A 19,376-nucleotide genomic window follows, 5' to 3' on the forward strand; every position below is an offset into this window, starting at 1 on the left:
CCCGCACGGGCGTGGGGAGGCCGCCCGGCCCGGCCGCGTGCGGCGCCTAGCGGCGCCGCTTCAACAACGCCACCCCGGCGCAGGCCACCGAGATGGCCAGCAGCACGCCGGCCACGGGCAGCAGCGTGCTGCGTTCCTGGCCGGCGCCGGACGACAGCTGGCCCAGCCAGAAGGCCACGCAGCACAGCGACGCGATCAGCATCACGACCGCCGTCAGCAGCAGCGCCGCGTAAGTGCGCTGGTCCGTGCCGGGCGGCGCGGCCAGCACGCCGCGGCGCGGCAGCACCACATACATCAGCAGCACCAGGAAGGCGACGATGACGAGGATTTTGCCGATCATGGCGGGGTCCGTCAGTCTTCGCGGCGCAGGTGCGGGAACAGGATGACGTCGCGGATGCTGGGGCTGTCGGTCAGCAGCATGACCAGGCGGTCGATGCCGATGCCGCAGCCGCCGGTGGGCGGCATGCCGTATTCCAGGGCGCGGATGTAGTCCGCGTCGTAGAACATGGCTTCCTCGTCGCCTGCGTCCTTGGCCTCGACCTGGGCGCGGAAGCGGTTGGCCTGGTCTTCGGGATCGTTCAGCTCGGAGAAGCCGTTGGCGATCTCGCGGCCCGTCATGAACAGCTCGAAGCGTTCGGTGATGCCTTCGCGCGTATCGGAGGCGCGCGCCAGCGGCGAGACTTCGACCGGGTAATCGATGATGTAGGTCGGGTTCCAGAGCTTGGACTCGGCCGTTTCCTCGAACAGTGCCAGTTGCAACGCGCCCAGGCCGGCGCGTGACAGCACCGGGCCGGCGACGTCGGCGCCCAGTTTCTTCAGCTCGGCGCGCACGAACTCGACGTCGTCCAGCTGCTGCTGCGTGTAGCCGGGGGCATACTTGATGATGGCTTCGCAGATGGTCAGGCGGTCGAACGGCCTGGACAGATCCAGCTCGCGCTCTTGATACGTGAGCACGGCGCTGCCGGTGGCGGCGATGGCCGCGCCGCGGATGACCTGCTCGGTGAAGTCCATCAGCCAGCGGTAGTCCGCATAGGCCGCGTAGAACTCCATCATCGTGAATTCGGGGTTGTGGCGCGGGCTGACGCCTTCGTTGCGGAAGTTGCGGTTGACCTCGAACACGCGCTCGAAGCCGCCCACGATCAGGCGCTTGAGGTACAGCTCGGGCGCGATGCGCAGGTACATTTCCATGTCCAGCGCATTGTGGTGCGTGACGAAGGGCTTGGCCGCCGCGCCGCCCGGGATCGGGTGCAGCATGGGGGTCTCGACTTCCAGGAAGCCGGACTCCAGCATGAACTGGCGGATGCTGCCCACGGCCTTGCTGCGCGCCTCGAAGGTGCGGCGCGTGGCGTCCGTCATGATGAGGTCGACGTAGCGCTGGCGGTAGCGCAGCTCCTGGTCGGCCACGCCGTGGAACTTGTCGGGCAGCGGGCGCAGCGACTTCGACAGCAGGCGGGCGGTGGTGGCGTGCACCGACAGCTCGCCCTTGTTGGTCTTGAAGACCTTGCCCTCGATCGCGATGATGTCGCCGATGTCCCATTGCTTGAACGCCGCGTAAACGTCCTCGCCCAGCGTGCCGCGCTCGAGGTACAGCTGGATGCGGCCGGTGCCGTCCTGCAGCGTGGCGAAGCTGGCTTTGCCCATGACGCGCTTGAGCATCATGCGGCCGGCCACCTTGACCTGCACGGCGGCGGCTTCCAGGGCGGGCTGTTCCTGATCGTCGTACCTGGCGTGCAGGTCGGCGGCGCGGGCGTCGGGTACGAAGTCGTTCGGGTACGCGACACCGGCCTCGCGCAGTTTGGCCAGCTTGGCGCGCCGTTCGGCGATCAAGCGGTTTTCGTCCTGGGCGGAGGCGGCGGAGAGGTCGGTCATGGCGGGTTCAGCGGTAATTGCGAATGTCGTCGATGTCAGTGGTGCCGAAATCGTCGCGGTCCAGGTAGGCGAGGATGCGCGCGGCAACGTCGGCGGGAGCGGCCAGTTGGCCGGCGGTCTTGAATTCCTGGAACTTGGCCAGGTTGGGGAAGCTGGCGGGATCGCTGCCGCGAATCGCTTCCTGCATGTCGGTGTCGACGATGCCGGGCGCCAGCGAGACGGCACGCACGCCGCCTTCGCCCTGCTCCTGCTTCAGCACGCGGGTGTACATGTCCAGCGCGGCCTTGGTGGCGCAATACACGCCCCAGCCCGCGGTGGGGTTGCGGCCTGCGCCGGACGAGATGTTCAGCACCCGGCGGTCGGCGGCTTGCAGCCCTTGTACGGCCTGCACGAAGCGGGCGGTGAGCAGCATGACGGCGCTGACGTTGAGGTTGAACGCCGCCGTGATGGCGGCGGGGTCGTCCAGTTCCGCGCAGGACGCCACCGGCTGCACGGTGCCGGCGTTGTTGATCAGCAGGTAGCGTCTCGCGTCGCGCGGCAGCGCGTCGGCGATGCGGTCCGCCGCCGACTGGGCCGCGCCCAGGTCGGACAGGTCGACCTTGATCTGCTCGAGCTGCGCGCCCTGTGCGCGGGCGTGTTCGGCCAGCTCGGCGTCGTCGCGGCGCGCCAGCGTGATCAGGCGCACGCCGGGGCGCGCCAGGCCACGCGCGAGCGCGGCGCCCAGGCCGCGCGAGGCGCCCGTGAGGATGGCAATGGTGTCGGTCATGCGGGGCCTCGCTGAGCGGATGGGGGCAGGGGTCAGACGCCTTGCTTCAGGCTGGCCTGGATGAAGGGGTCCAGGTCGCCGTCCAGCACCTTCTGCGTGTTGGAGATTTCGACGTTGGTGCGCAGGTCCTTGATGCGGCTCTGGTCCAGCACGTACGAACGGATCTGGTGGCCCCAGCCCACGTCGGTCTTGGAGTCTTCCAGCTTCTGCTGTTCGGCCATGCGGTTGCGCATTTCCAGCTCGTACAGGCGCGACTTCAGCATCTGCATGGCTTCGGCGCGGTTGCGGTGCTGCGAGCGGTCGTTCTGGCACTGCACGACGATGCCCGACGGCATGTGCGTGATGCGCACGGCGGAGTCGGTCTTGTTGATGTGCTGGCCGCCCGCGCCGCTGGCGCGGTAGGTGTCCACGCGCAGGTCGGCCGGGTTGACCTCGATCTCGAACGAATCGTCGACCTCGGGATAGACGAACACGCTGGCGAACGAGGTGTGGCGGCCGCCGGAGGAGTCGAACGGGCTCTTGCGGACCAGGCGGTGCACGCCGGTTTCGGTGCGCAGGTAGCCGAAGGCGTACTCGCCCTCGAGCTTGATGGTGGCCGACTTCAGGCCCGCCACTTCGCCCTCGGATTCTTCCAGCACCTCGGCCTTGAAGCCCTTGCGCTCGGCGTATTTCAGGTACTGGCGCAGCAGCATGGAGGCCCAGTCCTGCGCCTCGGTGCCGCCGGCGCCGGCCTGGATGTCCACGAAGCAGTTCAGCGGATCGGCCGGGTTGGCGAACATGCGGCGGAATTCCAGCGCTTCCAGGCGTTCCTGGAAGCCGTTGGCGTCCTGCTCGATGGCTTCGAGGGTGGCGTCGTCGTCGTCGGCCGCGGCCAGCTCGAAGAGTTCGCGCGCGTCGGCCACGCCGTTGCCCAGTTCGGTCAGCGTGGTGACGACGTCTTCGAGGGATTTCTTTTCACGGCCCAGGTCCTGGGCGTGCTTGGGGTCGTTCCAGACGGCCGGATCTTCGAGTTCGGCGTTTACGACCTGCAGGCGTTCAGTCTTGGCATCGTAGTCAAAGATACCCCCGTAACGCCAGCTCGCGCTGCGCGTAGTCGGCGAGGCGGGCGGCGATCTGGTTCTGGCGTTCGGCTTCCATGGCTATCCTTGATGACTTTTCTGCGAAACCTGGCATTTTAGCTTGTCTGGGGCGGGGTGGTTCTCTCTCCCTAGCGAAAGCTGCGAGCACGTAATGCGCCGTCACCGGCCTTCGCATGCTGGCGTGCCGCCGGCGGGCCCGGGCAGCGATGGAATGCCCGGCCTGCGTGCCGCGCATTCCCCCGGTGCCGCAGCCTATTCGGCGTGCTCGATCACCAACTGCGCCGACACCATGCCGTTCCACACGTTCTGCTCCAGCCGGTAGGCGACCTGCACGTGCTCGGGCACGGACTGGTCGTGGCCGAACCAGATGGCGTCGAAGCGCTGGTGGCCGCGCTCCAGCGACAGCTTCAGGTGCTTCTCGCCCACCAGGCGCTGCGCGCGCACGGTGAACTCGTCCAGGAACAGCGGCGCCGCGAAGCCCGCGCCCCAGACCTGCTGCTGCAGCAGGCCGGCCACTTCGGCGTTGGCGTAGCCGGATTCCAGCGCGCCGTCGGTCTCGATCAGCGGCTCGAAGCGGTCGCGGCCGGTCAGCTCGCGCACGGCCGCGTCGAAGGCGGGGGCGAAGGTGGCGAAGTCGTTGCGGCCCAGCGTCAGGCCGGCCGCCATGGCATGGCCGCCGAACTTGCGTATCAGGTTGGGATGGCGCTTGGACACGAGGTCCAGCACGTCGCGCAGGTGCACGTCCGGAATCGACCGGCCCGAGCCGCGGATCTCGTCGTCGCCCGCCGGCGCGAAGGCCAGGGTCGGGCGCCAGAATTTTTCCTTCAGGCGCGAGGCCACCAGGCCCACCACGCCCTGGTGCCAGCCAGGATCGAACACGCAGACCGTGGCGCCGGGGGCGGCGGCCGGGTCGGCCATGGCGGCCAGCGCCTGCTCGCGCATCTCGGCCTCGATGGTGCGGCGTTCGCGGTTGATCTGGTCGAGCTGTCGCGCCATGTCCAGCGCCTCGGCCTCGTCGTCGGTAGTCAGGCAGGCGATGCCCAGGCTCATGTCGGCCAGGCGGCCCGCCGCGTTGATGCGCGGGCCCAGCGCGAAGCCCAGGTCGAAGCCGCTGGCCGTGCGCGGCTCGCGGCCGGCCACGGCGAACAGAGCGCGCAGGCCGGGCTGCATGCGGCCGGCGCGCATGCGCTGCAGGCCCTGCGTGACCAGCAGGCGGTTGTTGGCGTCCAGCTTGACCACGTCGGCCACGGTGCCCAGCGCCACCAGATCGGACAGCGCGTCCAGGCGCGGTCCGCCGTCGGCCGGGTACACGCCGCGGCGGCGCAGCTCGGCGCGCAGCGCCAGCATCATGTAGAAGATGACGCCCACGCCGGCCAGGTTCTTGGACGGGAATCCGCAGCCGGGCTGGTTGGGGTTCACGATGGCCAGCGCGTCGGGCAGCGTGTCGCCCGGCAGGTGATGGTCGGTGACCACCACGCCGATGCCCGCGGCATTGGCCGCGGCCACGCCGTCGACGCTGGCGATGCCGTTGTCCACGGTGATGATGATGTCGGGCTTGCCGCTGCGGTGCGTGCAAGCCAGCTCGATCACCGCGGGCGACAGGCCGTAGCCGGTCTCGAAGCGGTTGGGCACAAGGAAATCGACGTCCGCGCCCATGGCGGCCAGCGCGCGCAGGCCGACTGCGCAGGCGGTGGCGCCGTCGCAGTCGTAGTCGGCCACGATCAGCAGCTTCTTGCGCTGCTGGATGGCGTCGGCCAGCACGCCGGCGGCGTGCGCCGAATGCGTCAGGCCGCTGGGCGGCAGCAGTGCGGGCCAGGCCAGGCGCGTCTGGTCGGGATGCGTGACCCCGCGCGCGGCCCACAGGCGCGACAGCAGGGGATGGATGCCGGCGGATTCCAGCAGCCTGCAGGCTGCGGCGTCGGAGGAGCGTACGGTCAGACGGGGCGAGACCACCAGGTGTTCCAGTCGTGCTTGGGCGCCGGCAGCCATTTCAGCAGGCCGGTGCGCGGTTTCAGGGTGAGCCGGACGCGGCGATCCTCGCCCAGCAGCAGCAGTTCGGTCGGCTGCGCGGGCAGGGCGGACTTGGCCGGCCCGGCCAGCGGGGCGATGCGGGCCTGGTCCACGCGGGCCAGGGCGTCGAGCCAGGCGGCCCAGTCGCCGGCGCGATGCGCGGCGTCCAGGTCGGCGATGACGTGCACGCCGCCGGCGGATGGTTGCATGGCCCACGGCGCGGCGCCGCCGTACAGCCACAGGCCGTTGACCGGCGCGACGCCGCGCGCGCCGCGGGCCTCGTTCACCGGATGTTCGTACCAGGCCATCTGGATCTCGTTGACCAGGCGGCGCCAGGGCCGCATGGCGGCATCCTGTGCCCACCAGGCGTTCAGGCTGTGGCCGGCCACGGCGCGCGGGCTGCCGGTGTGGGGGCGCAGGCCCTCGGGCAGGTGCAGGCGCCAGCGGTTTGGCGCCAAGGGTTCCGCGCGAAAGACGGTGCCGTCGAACAGGGGCGCGGCGGCGGCGTGCAGGGCCGCGGCTTCCTCGGGGCGCAGGTCCATCTGGTCCGGGTCCAGCAGCGAGGCCTGATCGGTGCCCAGGGCCATGTGGACCAGTTCGGCGAGCCAGATGGGGGCGTTCGCGGACGCCGCGGAGGCGGCCGGAGGCGGCACCGCGGAGCTGGCAGAGGCGTCGCCCGTCGCGGCGGGCAAGGCTGGGGGCGGGGCGTCCGCGCCTGCCTGGGCGGCCAGCAGCGGACCGAGGCCCGCGCCAAAGGGCAGGCCGGGCTGGCCGCGAAAGCCGGCCTGTTCCAGCCGCCACGCCTCGAAGGGCGTACAGCCCTGCGCGTGCACGTCGAAGGCTTCGGCCTGGGCCTGGCCTGCCTGCAGCCAGGCATGCAGCGCGGGCGCCTGTTTGGGCAGCCGCTTGGCCAGTTCGGGCGCGACGGACGCCGGGGGCAGGGCGCCGGGAATGACGATGAGCATGGCCGGGATTGTAGTGCGATGAATCCGGCACTGCTCGGACCGGCGGCCGCCAGCGCCGCCCTTGACGGCACGGGCCGGCGGCTTGCCGCCGCCTGCCCGGCTGCCCGCTGCGCCCCGCTACAGGCCCAGGTGGTCGCGCTCGTCCGCCGTCAGCGCGCGCGCCCCCGCGGGCGCGGAGGCGCCCCGGCCCACCACCTGCACCATGTGGTTGGGCGTGTAGTCGCTGGTTCTTTCCCGCGACCGGGCGGCGGGCGAAGCAGGCGTGGGAGCGGTCTCGTCGCCGAAGCCCAGCACCTGCACGCTGATGATGGACGGCAGGGCCTGCTGCGCCGCGGCACGCGACCGGGCGACGGCGTCCTGTGCCGACGTGGCCGCGCTGCTGGCCGCCGCGCTGGCGCTGGTCAGCGCTCCCACGTTCACGGACGCCACCACCGGGATGCCCTTGGACTCGCCCTGCACCTGGATGTTGGCCGCATTGACCACCTGCAGGGCCGCGATGTTGACGTTGCCCGACACGCGGATGCCCGCTTCGCCCGCGTCGATGGTGCCTTGCGGCGCGATGAGGTCCACGTCGCCCGGCGGCACTTCCTGGATCGGCGCCAGCGTGGCGATGCCCGCGCCCGTCGATGGCGTGTTGGGCGACAGCCTCATGTTGCCGACGTCGTCGTACACCAGCCGAGGCGGCGTATAGACCTGGGTCGTCTTCGAACCCCGGCCCGCGTTGATGTCGCCCTCGGCCGACCAGATCTGGATGCCGCCGCCGAAGGTCGTCATGATGCGCGACAGGCCCAGCAGCACGCTGCCCCGCGAGTACATCTGGATGTCGCCCGAGCCCTGGGTGATCAGGCCCGCGGGGTTCACCACCTGCGTCCCCACGGATACCGCCGGCGTCACGCCCTCGATGCCGACGATGGTCTGCCCGCCGGGTGTGAGCGTCTGGATGGCGCCGCCGCTGACCGTGCGGATGCCGGCGTTGGCGAAGGCCCCCTGCGCCGACTGGAACATCGTCAGGTTGCCGACGCGCGCGATGGCATTGCCCTGTGCATCCGTTTCGGGAAACAGGGCTGCGATGGCATTGCGTCCGCGCAGATAGCTGCCCAGGCGCGGACCGGCCGCATCGTTGTATTCGCGGCCGCCCGCCAGCAGTTCGGCGTAGTACACCTTGCGCACGAAGATGCGCTGCTGCTCGCCAGGCAAGGCGAGGAAATACGCCAGCGCATCGGCCGCCGTACCCGCATGGAACCCGAAGCGGGCGCCCAGCCACTGTTCGAGCTCGATGTCGTAGGTCTTGGCCACCTTGCCCGGCTGGTCGGCCAGCGGATGGTCGGGCGCGAGGTCGGCCTGGTTGGCCGGATCCAGGTACAGGCGGGCGAAATCGTCGTAGCGAGTGGCGCCCACGCCGGGCGCGCCCGCACCCAGGCCGGCCTGCACCGCGATGTCGGCACCCGCCCGCGTATCGCCGCTTGCGATGGGACCCAGGCTGTTCAGGCTGGTCGTGCTGCCCTGGTACAGCTGGCCGCCGGCCGAAACCTCCAGCGTGCCCGGGCCCGCGATCGAGAGACCGGCATAGAGGATGTCGCCCTCGGCGGCGACCACCGAGACGTCGGTGGCGTTGCCCTGGACGATCAGGCCTCCGAGGTTGACGATGTCGCCGCCCGCCAGGACGCGGACCGGTTTGGAGGCCTGGTAGTAGGTCTGGGCGGGACCGTTGCCGGTGCTGGCGACGGCCCTTCCGATCTTCATCCCCAGCAGGTCTCCGTTCACGGCATAGAGGTGCGACAGCGCGCCCTGGCCATCGGCGGAGCCGTCGGTCACGGTATTCGGCCCGAACATGAACAGGGTGCCGCCCAGGCCCGAGCCCTGCAGGGCGTAGGTGTCGTACTGGTAGTCGTAGATGCTGGGGACGTCCGTCGGCGCGGCCGCGTCGCCCCAGTAATTCGAGTCCCTCAGGACATGATCCTCGCCCGCGACGCGCCAGGCGGCGTGCAGCGGGGTGGCCATCGACGTCGAGGCCGTGCCCAGCGTGGTGATGGCCGAGGTGGAGTACTGCGCGGTGATCAAACCGTGCGCCAGCAGGTCCAGGTAGCCATCGGCCGCGGGCATCAGCAGGGTGGGCTGTCCCTGGAAGAAATCGTCGTAGTAGATGTTGCCGCTTGCCGCCACCACGCTGACGTGGGCGGGAACGACCTGCGAGATGTTGGCGACGTCGAACACCCCGCCGGCATCGACGCTGCGCCCCCCGAACGGCGACACGTTGGCGCCCGCCGAGTACAGGTCCACCGCCGTCCTGCCGGTCCACAAGGTGAACCAGGAGGCGGCCGAACCTTCGGCGCCGTTGAACGAGGCCCGGGTGTCGGTGCGCTCGCCCACCCGGCCGGCGTCCAGCAGCCCGCCCATGACGGCGTCGCCCAGCGTACGCACGCGCAGCACCCCGTCGCCGGGCGCGAAATTCACCGCGTCGCGGCGTTGCGACGCATAGGCGGTGTAGGGATCGGCGGGACGCGGATCCCCGGGATTGGCCGTGCCGTAGCCGTTCAGCACCAGAGTGCCGAGCTCGGCGGCGGACACCGCGATGTCGCCGCGCAGGTTGGCGTACAGCCCGCCGCTGATCTGGCCGCCGGCCGTGACCGTCAGCGTGCCGCCGCCGCTCTGCGCCAGCGTGCCGTCCTGCGCGACGCGGCCGCTGCCCGCGACCGCGGCCAGCAGGCCGCTCCATTGCTTGCCGGCCACGCCGATGTCGCCGCCGGCGTGGACGGCGGCATTGCCGCCGCCCAGCGCGCCCACCCCGGCATAGCCGGCCAGGCCCAGCGCGGGCGGCACGCCGATGCCCGTGAAATCGGTCACGTAACTGCCGAAGTTCAGGCCCCACGCGGTGCGCTGGCCCAGTTCGGCGCCGCCCTGGCGCCACAGCCAATCGCCCAGCGACAGCGTCTGCGGCTGCAGGTAGCCGACGATGTCGCCCTGCGCCGACAGCGTGAAGTCGCCGCCGTCCTGCGTGAACCACAGGCGCTGCGCGGCCAGCGTGCTTTCGTAGTCGCCGTACTGCGCGCCCAGCACCGTGCCATCGGAATTCAAGGCGCGCGGCGCGTTGTAGCCGGAATCCGGCCCGGTGCCGGCCACCTGCGTGCCGGCGGTGTAGACGCCGTACAGCGAGTCCTGCCGGTAGTCGCTGCCGACGTACAGGTCCAGGTCGCCCGTGCCGGTGCGTACGACGCTGAGCGCCTGCACCGGCACGCTCGTCGTCGCGGCGTTGTGCGGGTCGTCCAGCACCATGTTGCCGTGTCCTGCCAGTTGCGCCGCCGGCCGCAGCGCGCGGCTGTCGGCGGCGTCCAGGTCGGCGCCGCTGACCAGCCGGATCGACGCCGACAGGCTGCCGGCCGCGAGCATCGGCGAGACGGCCCACATGCGGCCCGGTTCGGCTCGCGGGCCATTGAGCAGGATGTCGGCGCCGCCAGGCACCGTGGAGGTCAGCACCGTGCCGGCGGTGATGGTGACCGTGCCGTACAGCAGGCCCGGAATCTCGGCGCCGGGGCCGTAGAAGGCACCCGTCGAGTCGGTGACGGAGCCGGACTGCACCACCGGGTAGCCGACGCCGGTGAGGGCGCTGGGGAACAGATAGTAGTAGTCGCCCCAGGGCGCGTAGAAGGGAATGTCGAACGTGATGTCCTGCGGCACCGCCTGGCCGCCCAGCGCGATTTGCTGGCGCAGCAGCCAGCCACCGTCGTCGGGCGTGGCGGGCGCAGGCGCGAAGCCGTCGTTGATGCTGCCGTGCAGGGTCAGGTCGCCGCCGGCGCGCAGCACCAGCGCCATGGGCTCGCCCGCCCCATACCGGGCCGACGCCGGATCGCGGTCGGCATCCGGACCGTAGCGGTAGCCGGACAGGTCCAGGTCGCCCTTGACGGTGAGGTTGCCGCCCGGCGTGCGGCTGTCGATCTCCACGCCGGGGCGCAGGTGCCAGGCCGTGCCGTAGGCCGCCAGGCCGGCCGTGCGCGCCTGCAGGTCGGCATTGCCGCGCGCGGCAGTGTCGAAGGCCTGGCTGTCCCGGTCGATCGCATCGAGGTAATCCTGAGTGATCACCTGGCCATTGCCGTCGCCCGGAGCATTGCCATACCGCGCCATGCCGTTCAACGCGATGCTCTGCGCGCCGCGTATCGTCAGCGGGCCGGACGCCGCGATGGCAATGTCGCCGCCGGTGGCGTTGGCCGGGGTGGCCGGGTCCGTGCCGCCGGGGTCGGTGGCGCTGGCGCCGGTGCTGCCCACCCGCGGCGCTTTGATGTCCAGATGGCCGCGGGCGACGTGGTCGGGCGAGCCGAGATCCAGCGTGGCGCCCGGAGTCAGGCTGACCGCGCCGTTCACGGCGGACAGCGTGATCCTGGCGCGGTTGGACGCGTCGATCGGCGCGCCGTAGCTGTCGGTGATCAGCGTATTGCCATGCGCATCGAGCACCGCGCGCCCGGTCAGCGTCAGGCTCCCTTGCGCCGCCAGTTCGATGCGGCCGGGGCCGTCGCCGCTGGCATCGATGGCGCCATCCACCGTGAGGCTGCCGCCGTCGGTGGCAATGCTGACCTGGTGCGCGCGTACGCCATCGCCCACCGTCAGGTCGCCCGTCTTTAGCACGAAATCGCGCGCGCCGAAGAAGCCGGCATCGTTCAGGCGCTGGTTCAGCGCCGTGAAGTCATCGCCGCCGATGCGCAGCGCGGTATAGGCGAAGCGGCCGTCCTGGAAGCCTTCGGCTGCCTGTCCCGCCAGCGTGCCGCCCAGCGTCACCGTGCCCGCCGCCGCGCGGGCGGCCAGTGAGCCGGCGTCGCCGCCGCCCGCCGAGACGTCGATGCGCGATCCGGCCGCCTGGACGATGTTGCCGCCGGCGCTGGTGATGTCGACGCTGCCGCCCCAGCTGTACTTGGTGATGTCGAAGAACGTCACCGCGCGGCCCGAGAGATTCACCTGGGCGCCATCGCCCAGCATGACGTCGCCGTCCGAGACGATGGTCAGCGAACCGCTGGGCAGCGCCACCGCCGTGTTCAAGGCCACGCCGGGACCTTGCAGCGTCAGCGAGGCGCCCAGCTCGTCCACCGCGGCGGTGTCCCCGGCGGCCGCGCCCGCGGGCGCCGACACCGAGATCGCGCCGCTCGCGACATAGCGCATGGCCGAGCCCGCCTGCCCCGTCAACAGCGGCGTCACCAGCGACAGCGAGCCGCCGTGCAGCGTGCCATCGGCGTCCTGCGACTGGCCCACTGTCAGCACGCCCTTGTTGTTGGCGGTGATGCGCTGCGCGCCATCGATCTGCACCGACGCGAAGCCCAGCGCCAGGCGCGGCAGTTCGGCCTGGCGCTGCGGCTGGCTCAGGACGTCATAGCCGAACTGCACGGTCTGCGCATCGATGAGCAGCCGGCCGCTGCCGGTCCCCGGTCCGCCGGGCTGAACCGCGACCGGCTGCACGCCGGCATACGGAGCAGCGCTGCTGCCATCGCCGCCGGCAATGCCGTTCCACACGAAATCGCGCGTGGCGATGCGCACCACGTCGCCATCGCCGCCCAGGCCATAGAAGGCGGGGGTGTTGAACACCATCTGCGCCGACGAGTCGCCCGTGTCCAATGCGACGGACCCGTAGAAATTGAACGCTCCGCCGGCCGTCAGGCTCAGGCGCTCCAGCGCCGGCACGCCGGCCGACGTGGACGGGCGCAGCAGCCGGTCCAGTGTCTCCTGCGTCAGGCGCAGGCCAGGCTGCAGGGTGCCGGCGGCCTGCGCCGCGGCCAGGCTGGCGCTGGTGCCGATGTTGACCTGGTCCTGCGACACGGCCACGTAGCGCGCGCCCAGGTTCACCTCGCCCAGGTCCAGCCCGCCGGGCGCGGCGAAGGCCACCGTGCCCTCGGTCAACAGGCTTGCCCCGTCGCGCACCGTCATGCGTCCCGGTCCCCGTGATGGCAGGAAGTCGACCCAGCCATTGCTGACCGTCAGCACGGCGACGTCGGACCCGGCGCCGTACAGGTAGCCCAGCCTGGAATCGATGCCGGGCTCTCCCATGCCGCGCGTATCCAGCACGGCCGAGCCGTCGACGGTGATCTGGCTGCCCACCAGGAAGATCTGGCCGGCGCGCAGCGTCGCGCCGTCATGCACCTCGACCGCCCCGCCGCCGTAGGGGCCGCTGCTGAAGAAAAGGCCCGTGTCCTGGTCGAGCGAACCCTGTCCATTCACGTACTGGTACGGGCCGCCGATGGCCAGCGTCCGCGCACGGAAGGCGCTGAGCGTATCGGCCGACACGGTGATGGCGCCGGGCGTGGGCTGGGTCACCGCACCGCCCACGATATCGATCGGCGCGTTGCCAACCACCGACACCTGGCCGCGCAGGCCGCCCTGGGCCGCATCCAGGATGGCGCGGCCGTCGAATCGGAGCGTCACGGCCTCGTCGTTGCGCTGCAGATTGAAGGCAAGGATCTTGCCGTCCGACGGCAGCATGGGGCGCACGTTGCCGAACAGCGCCGCCTGGGACGTGGCGAAGTCCGAGTACGGCATCTCGTTGTATTGCGAGAACCGCCGCACGGCCTGGCCAGGGGTGATCACCACGTGGCTGGGCAGCGCGTCGCGCACGGCGGTGTGGGCGGTGGCCAGCACGGCCTGGGTGGCCCACGAACCGATGGACGTGGCGGCCACGCCGGCGGCCAGGGCGCCCACGTGCGCGCCGATCTCGACCCGGTACGCGCCCGGCATCAGCGCGTAACTGGACGGCAGCAGGGTATAGGTGCCGGCGGGCAGGCCCGGCACGCCAGCGCCTACCGTGATCTGGCGGCCGATGGCTGGATCGCCGGCGCCCTTGTCCGCGATCAGCGGGGCGTAGTCCGAGGCATAGCCGGGCCAGATCGCATAGACGGCGTTGCCCGCATTGCTGTATTGGTTGGCCACGGGATTGGCGTTGGCCAGCGGCGTGGTCAGCACGTCGACCGAACCGCCACGGCCGGTAATGAAGCCCGCGCCGCGCAGGTCGCCGCCACCCGACAGGTCCAGCACCGCGCCCGCCTCGGCAACGATCGAACCGCCGCCCAGCGTGATTCCCTGCGGCAGCACGCCCGTATCTGGCGATTCGTTGGGATTGGCACGGTTGACGACATTGCCGGCCAGGCTGAAGAGCGTGCCGTCGGCGCCGCGATAGGTCAGTCCATCCGACGTCCCGCCATAGGGCATCGCCAGGCCGGCCGCGCTGACGGAAGTCAGGCTGCCGTCGCGCAGCACCAGCTGGAGGGTGCCGTCCGGAGCCGGGACGACCGGCCATACGGTGAAGCTCAGCGCGCCGCCCTTGTCGTTCAACGCGATCGTGCCCAAGGGCGCGCGCACCACGCCGCCCTGGTCCAGCAGCGGCGCGGCCAGTATCAGCACGCCGAACACGGAATCGGGCACGGGCGCGGGTCGGCCGTTCGAGCGGATCACCAGGCTGCGGCCCGCGTCCCATCCCATTCTTTCGTTGTCCTGCGTGACCACGCCGGCCACCACCATGCCGCGCTGGCCGCTGGCCGGATAGATCTGCGCCGCATCGATGGTGAGGTCGCCGCTGACCAGCAGGGCGAACGGGTCGTTCAGGCGCACGCCGCCGCTGTTAAGACGCACGTCGCCCGTGCTTTGCAGCGCGACGGTGGCGAAGCCCGGCGCCTCGACGGCCCGCGGCGCGCTGACACCCGAGAAGCCCGACGGCGGCATGATGAAGCCCTCGCCGGCCATGCCCACCAGCCCGGACTGCACGCGGCCGTAGATATCGATCAGGTCGGCCGACAGGGTCAGCCTGCTGGCGCCGTCCACGTGGCGGCCGGCCCCCACCTGGTACACGCCCGGACTGTAGAAGCCGGGAGTGCCTGCCCAACTGCCGCCATTGAGCCGGATGTACGGCGCGGCCAGCCGCACCTGCGCATCGTGCGTGGCGGACGCGGTCGACAGGAAGCCGTTGCGCAGGTTGAGGCTGCGGCCCAGCGACAGGTCGATGTCGCCGTCGAACACGAGCAGGTCGTGCGTCGCCAGCGTCAGGGCGTCGAAGCCGCCCGCCTGCACCTGGTCCACGCCCAGCACCGCGGTGCCGTATCGCAGGGCAGCATCGGCCTGTCCCGGCGCCAGCCCGTCGGCCAGCCCGCTGGGCCTGTGCTGCTGCACCAGCGTCAGGTTGTGCAGCACCTGGTATGCGGCATCGATCATCTCCTTGCCCGGGGTGTAGAGCCGGTTGGCCATCTCCACGGTCAGCGATCCGCCGGCCGCGCCGGGTCCGCCGGCATGGGCCGACAGTGTGCCGTCGATGGCCATGCCGACATAGGAGTGCAGGCCGATGCTGCCGCCGGCGCCGGCCAGTGGCAGCGGCCGCGGCAACGCGGTGGCCGGACCGCCGGCGGTCCCGTCCAGTTGCGCCGACGCGCCGGACGCATCCAGCACCGCCCCCGGCCGGATGACGATGAATGCATCGCTCATCCCGATGTCGATCGAACCGCCGTCGGGTGCGGCACCATAGGCGCGGCCCTGCTGGTCGCGAGCCACATGGGCGCGCCCCGCGACGTCCAGCACCGCATCGTCGCCGATCCACACCGAACGCGTGGCGGAGGCCTGATATGCATCTTGCGTCCCGGGCAACGTCGCGATCGAAATGCTGCCGCCCCAGGCGTTCAGCCGGCCTTCTATCGTCACCTGTCCGCCATTGCTGCGCAGGTCGATGGACTGGCCCGGATCGACGGAGACCGTGGCGCCGGCGCCCACCGTCAAGGGCGAGGCCACGACGGCGGACGCGGGTGAGCCGGCCTGCAATGCGAGGCTGGCTCCGCCACGCTGCGACAGCGTCGCGCGTGCGGCATCTTCCTGATAGAGCGGTGGCGTCCAGGCCGCGAAGCGCGCCGCAAGGCTGCCGCCCGTGGCCAGCGCCTGGACCGCGGCAGGGTCCACGTGCAGCACCGGCATGGCCACGTCGAGCGCGGTGCCCTCGGCGACCGTCAGGCCGTCATGCGCCGATATCCCGTAGTGTGCGAAGCCGCTCTGGAACAGGCCCGCGTCCAGGCGCGTCACGGATTGCACGGCGGCCTGGCGCGCGAGGGCCTGGCCCGCCATGATGTACGTGCCTGCAACGGCGGTCACGTCCGATATCGCGATATCGCCCGTGTGGAACCGCATTCGCGCGGGCGCGACGAGCGCCAGGCCGTCCGGAAAGGACTCGGCCGATACATAGTCGCCCGTTCTCAGTCCGCCATTGAAGGTGGTGAGCACCGTGCCGGCCGGCACGATCTGTCCGCCGATGTACCTGTCGCCCGTCGATGAGAAGACGGTCAGCGTGTAGGGCACGGCCCATTGGGCGCGCACGGTCACCGTCTGGTCCGGCGCCAGGGTGGCGGCCTCGGCCAGTTGCCGGCCTGGCACCAGCGTGCTGCCGGGCACCTGCATGTCCGCTGGCAGAATTTCCCCCGCATGCACGACGTAGTCGGCGGCCAGCCGCAGATTGACCGTGGCGGCCTGGCCCGGCCGCAGCACGCCATTCCCGGCCAGCAGATCCGCGCCGATGCCGATGGCGCGGCCCGATTCGATCGTCAAGGTGCCGCCGCCCGCGACGCCGTAGGCACGCAGGTCGCCCAGCATCCGCAGCAGGCCGCCGGCGCCGGAGCCCGCGGCGCCGGTGTCGGCGATGAAACCGGCCGCCAGCGCCACGTCGCCGCCCATGCCGCCATGCAGCGAGCCGTCGCGCAGCAGCGCCGCGCCGGAAGATACGTCGATCACGCTGCCTGGCGACAGTGTCACGTCGCCGGTGCTGCGGATCGTGACGGCGCCGCCGTCCTGGTAAGGCAGGAACCCGAGCTCGTCCGCGTCCCGCCGCAGGTTGGTCCACAATCCTGCCGCATCCAGGACCACGTCCGCGTCCACCACGGTTTCGGCAGGCGCATCGCCCGCGGGCAGGGCGACCAGCACGGATTTGCCCACCACGGTGCGGGAAAGCACGTCGCCCAGCACGATGCCGCCGCCGCGCGCCGTCAGGTCCGCCCCCACGTGGACCTGCGGGGCGTGGAGCTGGATCGTGCCGCCGGGCGCCACCTGCAGGGCGCCGTCCACCGACAGGCTGTCGCTGGCGGCGGCCAGGATGCCGCCCAGCCGCCAGCGGTCGAACGCGGCGCTGTCGATATAGACGGCGTTCTGGCGATCGGCGGGCAGCGGCACGGGAGCGGCCGGCGCATGATCCCCGCCGTCGCCGTCCGTGCCGCCTTGCGCGCCGCGCACCGGCGGCATCAGCGCATCGGCGATGGCCCCGGGGGCGCCGAACACGATCTTCTGCTGTGCCGGCGTCAGGTTGTAGAAGACGCCGGCTGGCGCGGTGGCGGCGTCGGACTTGAAATCGGTCTGGTACTTGCCCAGGATCAGCCGCGCGCCGCGCGCCGCGGCGTTCTGCGATTGCAGATAGCCGTCCCAGCCGCCGTCGGCCGCGTTGACCTGGCGCATGCCCTGGTAGGTGTCCGCCACGAGATCGCCTTCGAGCACGGCGGCCCTCGTGGAAACCACCAGCCGGCCGGCGTCGCGGCCCGCCGTGTAGCCCGGCTCGTTGCGGCTGGTCGGCGCGATGACGGGGTTGTAGAAGTAGCGCGTGGCGTTGTCGCCCCAGCGCGCGTGGGTGTCCTCGAAGCCCTTGTACAGGCCCTGGTACGTGAGGTCGCCCGGTGCAGTCGATATCTCGTACAGCCGGCCATCCGCGCCGCGCATCCAGCTCATGTGGATCCTGCCGCTCTGCACGTCCAGCGTGCCCCCCGACACGTTGATGGACGAGCCTTGCTGCGTGACCAGTTCGCCGCCGTCGAACACCACGGTGCCGCCTTGCGCGGCCCATTCGCCGATGCCGTGCGGCTGCAGTCCAAGATAGCCGCCGACCTCCAGCAGGCCGCCTGCCGTGTACCAGCGGTCGCCGTTGTAGCCGCCCACGCCGGGCAGCACGTGCACCAGCGTGCGCTGGTCCACCCATACGTCGCTGTTGTTCAGGTTTTTGGCATCGCGCGCGCCGGGCGCATCGCGCTGCTCGTTGCCCTGGATGTTGATCTGGATGTTGTTGGACTCCATCGCCACCCGCACACCCACGGCGCCGGCGGCATCCAGCGTGGACCCCTTGGCGACCGTCGTGCGGCCGGCCGCGCCGGCCATCACCTGGCCGCCCGTGGCCAACGTCATCGAACCCGTGTCGAACTGCGCCGTCCCGCCCGATACGATTTCGATGCGCGACAGGTCGCGCCGGTCATCCTGCTTCGACAGGTTGGTGAATGGATCCGCCGCCGCGATCCGGCGCGCCTGGTCCTGCCTGGCCGACTCCCGGATCAGCGCGTCCCGCTGGCTGTCCAGGGCCGTGCCGCCGCTGTCGTCCAGCAGGATGGCCGTCGTCGAGGCGCCGCCCAGGATGACCGTGCCTTGCGCGTCGTCGGCGGGGGTCGACAGATGGATGGTGCCGCGGTTGTTGATGGTGGTGGTCGACAGCGCCACGCCGTCCTGGATCACCGCGCGGCCCGTCAGCGTGATGTCGCCCTCGGGCGACTGGATCAGGCCGGTATTGGCCACCCGGCCCGACGCACCGCTTCCATCGAGACGGCCCAGGACTTCGTTGCCACGGGTGGTGGAGTACTGGTTCGCATCGGTGCCGACGCCGCGCCGGATGAGGAAGCTGTCGCCGGCCGCCAGCATCGCCTGGCCCCGCGGCGTGGTGATCGAGCCGGCGTTCTGCACGTCCGCGCCCAGCAGCATCACATAACCCCCGCCTTGCGTGGCCGTGGGCGGCATCGGCGTGGCCAGCCGCGCGCCGGCCTCCACGCGCACCGTGCCTCGCGCGGCCGTGAAGGCCGGATCGTAGCTGCCGTTGGCCTGCAGGCTGTAGATGCCGCGGCGGGTGAACTGGTCATCGGCGATCGCGGCGGCCGCCGCCACCAGATTGCGCACGTTGACCTGGCTGCTGCCGCTGAACACCACGCCGTTCTGGTTCACCACCAGCACCGTGCCGTCACCCTTGATCGCGCCCTGTATCTGGCTGGGCTTGCCGGCAGCGCCGACGACACGGTTCAGCACCGCGTCGGTGGACTGCTGCTGGAACTGCACCGTCGTATCGCGGCCGACGTTGAAGGTATCCCAGTTCAGGATGGCCCGGGCGGCGGTCTGGTGGATGGACACGGTCGGCCTGCCGCCGGCGCTGGACACCGCAGGACGGTCCGCGCCGCTCCAGGCCAGCGCATTGCCCGCCGCATCCTTGTCCCAAATGCCGCCCGGCGCATAGCCGTCGGGCACGCCGACGCCCGCCTGCGCGGCCGAGCGCTGCGCGGCCTGGGCGGCCTGAGCCGCCGCGATGGCGGCCACCGAACGGTTCACGTTGTCCAGCGAACGCTGCAGTTGCTGCCGCGATTGCGCCTGCTGGCGCGCCGCGGCGTCCTGGCCGGGCAACAGGCTGCCCGCGCGTTGCAGGTTGCCCGACGAAAGCGCCGACCTGCCGGCCTGCGGCGCGGCGAACCACGCGCCGCTGCCTGCGCGGGCCTGGGCAGGCAGCCCGGTCCCCGTCAGCAGCGCCGCGGACAGCGCCACCGCCAGCGGCGTGAGAGACCAGGGCGCGCGACCGGGGCACCGTGCGGAGCGCGGGACGGGGCGGCGGGGGGGCGAAGTCGACGAAACAGGAAAAGTCATGGTCTAGGCGAGTCCAGGTCGGACGGGAACGTGGCGTCC

7 protein-coding genes are annotated in these 19,376 nt (G+C 71.2%); all 7 read right to left on the bottom strand.

Annotated features, from left to right (window positions below):
* Window positions 1-46: 46 nt before the first annotated feature.
* Window positions 47-340, bottom strand: coding sequence for a hypothetical protein (locus tag FS845_RS09585; protein ID WP_144633546.1), 294 nt, complete (start codon window positions 338-340; stop codon window positions 47-49).
* A gap of 11 nt (window positions 341-351) precedes the next feature.
* Entirely contained in the window at window positions 352-1,869 is a 1,518-nt protein-coding gene (gene lysS / locus FS845_RS09590; RefSeq protein ID WP_144633549.1) for a lysine--tRNA ligase, read from the bottom strand.
* A 7-nt stretch (window positions 1,870-1,876) separates the two neighbouring features.
* Window positions 1,877-2,635 carry an SDR family oxidoreductase gene (locus FS845_RS09595; protein ID WP_144633553.1) on the bottom strand — a complete coding sequence of 253 codons (759 nt, stop codon included), beginning with the start codon at window positions 2,633-2,635 and terminating at the stop codon, window positions 1,877-1,879.
* A gap of 32 nt (window positions 2,636-2,667) precedes the next feature.
* Window positions 2,668-3,696 carry a peptide chain release factor 2 gene (prfB, locus tag FS845_RS09600; protein WP_144633556.1) on the bottom strand — a complete coding sequence of 343 codons (1,029 nt, stop codon included), beginning with the start codon at window positions 3,694-3,696 and terminating at the stop codon, window positions 2,668-2,670.
* A gap of 270 nt (window positions 3,697-3,966) precedes the next feature.
* Window positions 3,967-5,667, bottom strand: a complete 1,701-nt coding sequence (recJ, locus tag FS845_RS09605) for a single-stranded-DNA-specific exonuclease RecJ (protein WP_144633559.1) — start codon at window positions 5,665-5,667, stop codon at window positions 3,967-3,969.
* Window positions 5,649-6,689, bottom strand: coding sequence for a hypothetical protein (locus tag FS845_RS09610; protein ID WP_144633562.1), 1,041 nt, complete (start codon window positions 6,687-6,689; stop codon window positions 5,649-5,651). The genes recJ and FS845_RS09610 overlap by 19 nt, the downstream gene beginning before the upstream one ends.
* 117 nt (window positions 6,690-6,806) lie before the next feature.
* Window positions 6,807-19,238, bottom strand: a complete 12,432-nt coding sequence (locus tag FS845_RS09615; RefSeq protein WP_144633565.1) for a filamentous haemagglutinin family protein — start codon at window positions 19,236-19,238, stop codon at window positions 6,807-6,809.
* Window positions 19,239-19,376 lie beyond the last annotated feature (138 nt).

The organism is Bordetella genomosp. 13, assembly GCF_007679965.1.
Classification (GTDB): domain Bacteria; phylum Pseudomonadota; class Gammaproteobacteria; order Burkholderiales; family Burkholderiaceae_B; genus Bordetella.

What these genes read in the sequence shown, in the direction of transcription:
- FS845_RS09585 (WP_144633546.1), bottom strand. Translation starts at nt 340, where the DNA reads ATGATCGGCAAAATCCTCGTCATCGTCGCCTTCCTGGTGCTGCTGATG.
- lysS (WP_144633549.1), bottom strand. Translation starts at nt 1,869, where the DNA reads ATGACCGACCTCTCCGCCGCCTCCGCCCAGGACGAAAACCGCTTGATC.
- FS845_RS09595 (WP_144633553.1), bottom strand. Translation starts at nt 2,635, where the DNA reads ATGACCGACACCATTGCCATCCTCACGGGCGCCTCGCGCGGCCTGGGC.
- FS845_RS09610 (WP_144633562.1), bottom strand. Translation starts at nt 6,689, where the DNA reads ATGCTCATCGTCATTCCCGGCGCCCTGCCCCCGGCGTCCGTCGCGCCC.